This window comes from Endozoicomonas atrinae (genome assembly GCF_001647025.1).
Taxonomy (GTDB): Bacteria; Pseudomonadota; Gammaproteobacteria; order Pseudomonadales; family Endozoicomonadaceae; genus Endozoicomonas; species Endozoicomonas atrinae.
Genome location: NZ_LUKQ02000698.1, coordinates 1 through 690 on the forward strand (window position 1 = coordinate 1; position 690 = coordinate 690).

Genomic DNA, 690 nt, shown 5'->3' on the forward strand with positions numbered 1-690 from the left:
CCGACACCATCAGCAACCTGACCACCCAGATCGGCACCAAACTGGCCAAATCCTCCAACCTGGCGGATCTGACCAACGCCGCCACTGCCCGGAGTAACCTGGGGCTGGACAGCATGGCGCTTCAGTCCGCAGCCAGTGTCACCATCACCGGTGGTTCGGTGAACGGTGTGGTGCTGGATGGCGGCACCTTCTGATCCGACAGCAACCAGAGGAATGGGCCTGTGTCCAACACCATCAAACTGAAAAGCTCGGCGACGCCGGGCAAGGTCCCGCTGTCGTCTGATCTGGCCTCAGGGGAGGTGGCGATCAATACCGCCGATGGCAAGCTGTTCGCGCTGGTTGGTGGGGTGGTGACCTCATTAACCGCGCCACCGGATCATATTCATACCATTGCTTCGGTAGAGAGCCTTCAGGACATTATTACCGATCTGACCGCACGGGTAGAGGCATTGGAGAACCAGGGCAATAACACAGAGGAAGAGGATATGAAACTGCTCAGTACGGTATCCCAGTCAGGAGTTTCTGAAATGGTGCTGGACATCGGTTTTGATGATGCCCTCTACGGCGGGTATCAGCTGGTCATTAATAACCTCGGGATTGATGACAACGGTGACTACCGGGAGAAAAAACTGGGCATGGCCTTTAAGCAGTCCGATGGCTCCTGGGTAACGGGGTACGGCTGGGCCAATA

General features: G+C 56.7%; 2 protein-coding genes. Both read left to right on the plus strand.

Annotated features, from left to right (window positions below; genetic code table 11):
* Window positions 1-194, plus strand: a 194-nt coding sequence (locus tag AK963_RS30125) for a hypothetical protein (protein ID WP_202969957.1), incomplete at its 5' end; no start/stop codon positions are given.
* Window positions 195-221: 27 nt separating this feature from the next.
* The coding region (locus AK963_RS30130) for a hypothetical protein (RefSeq protein ID WP_139117824.1) at window positions 222-690 on the plus strand (469 nt) is incomplete at its 3' end.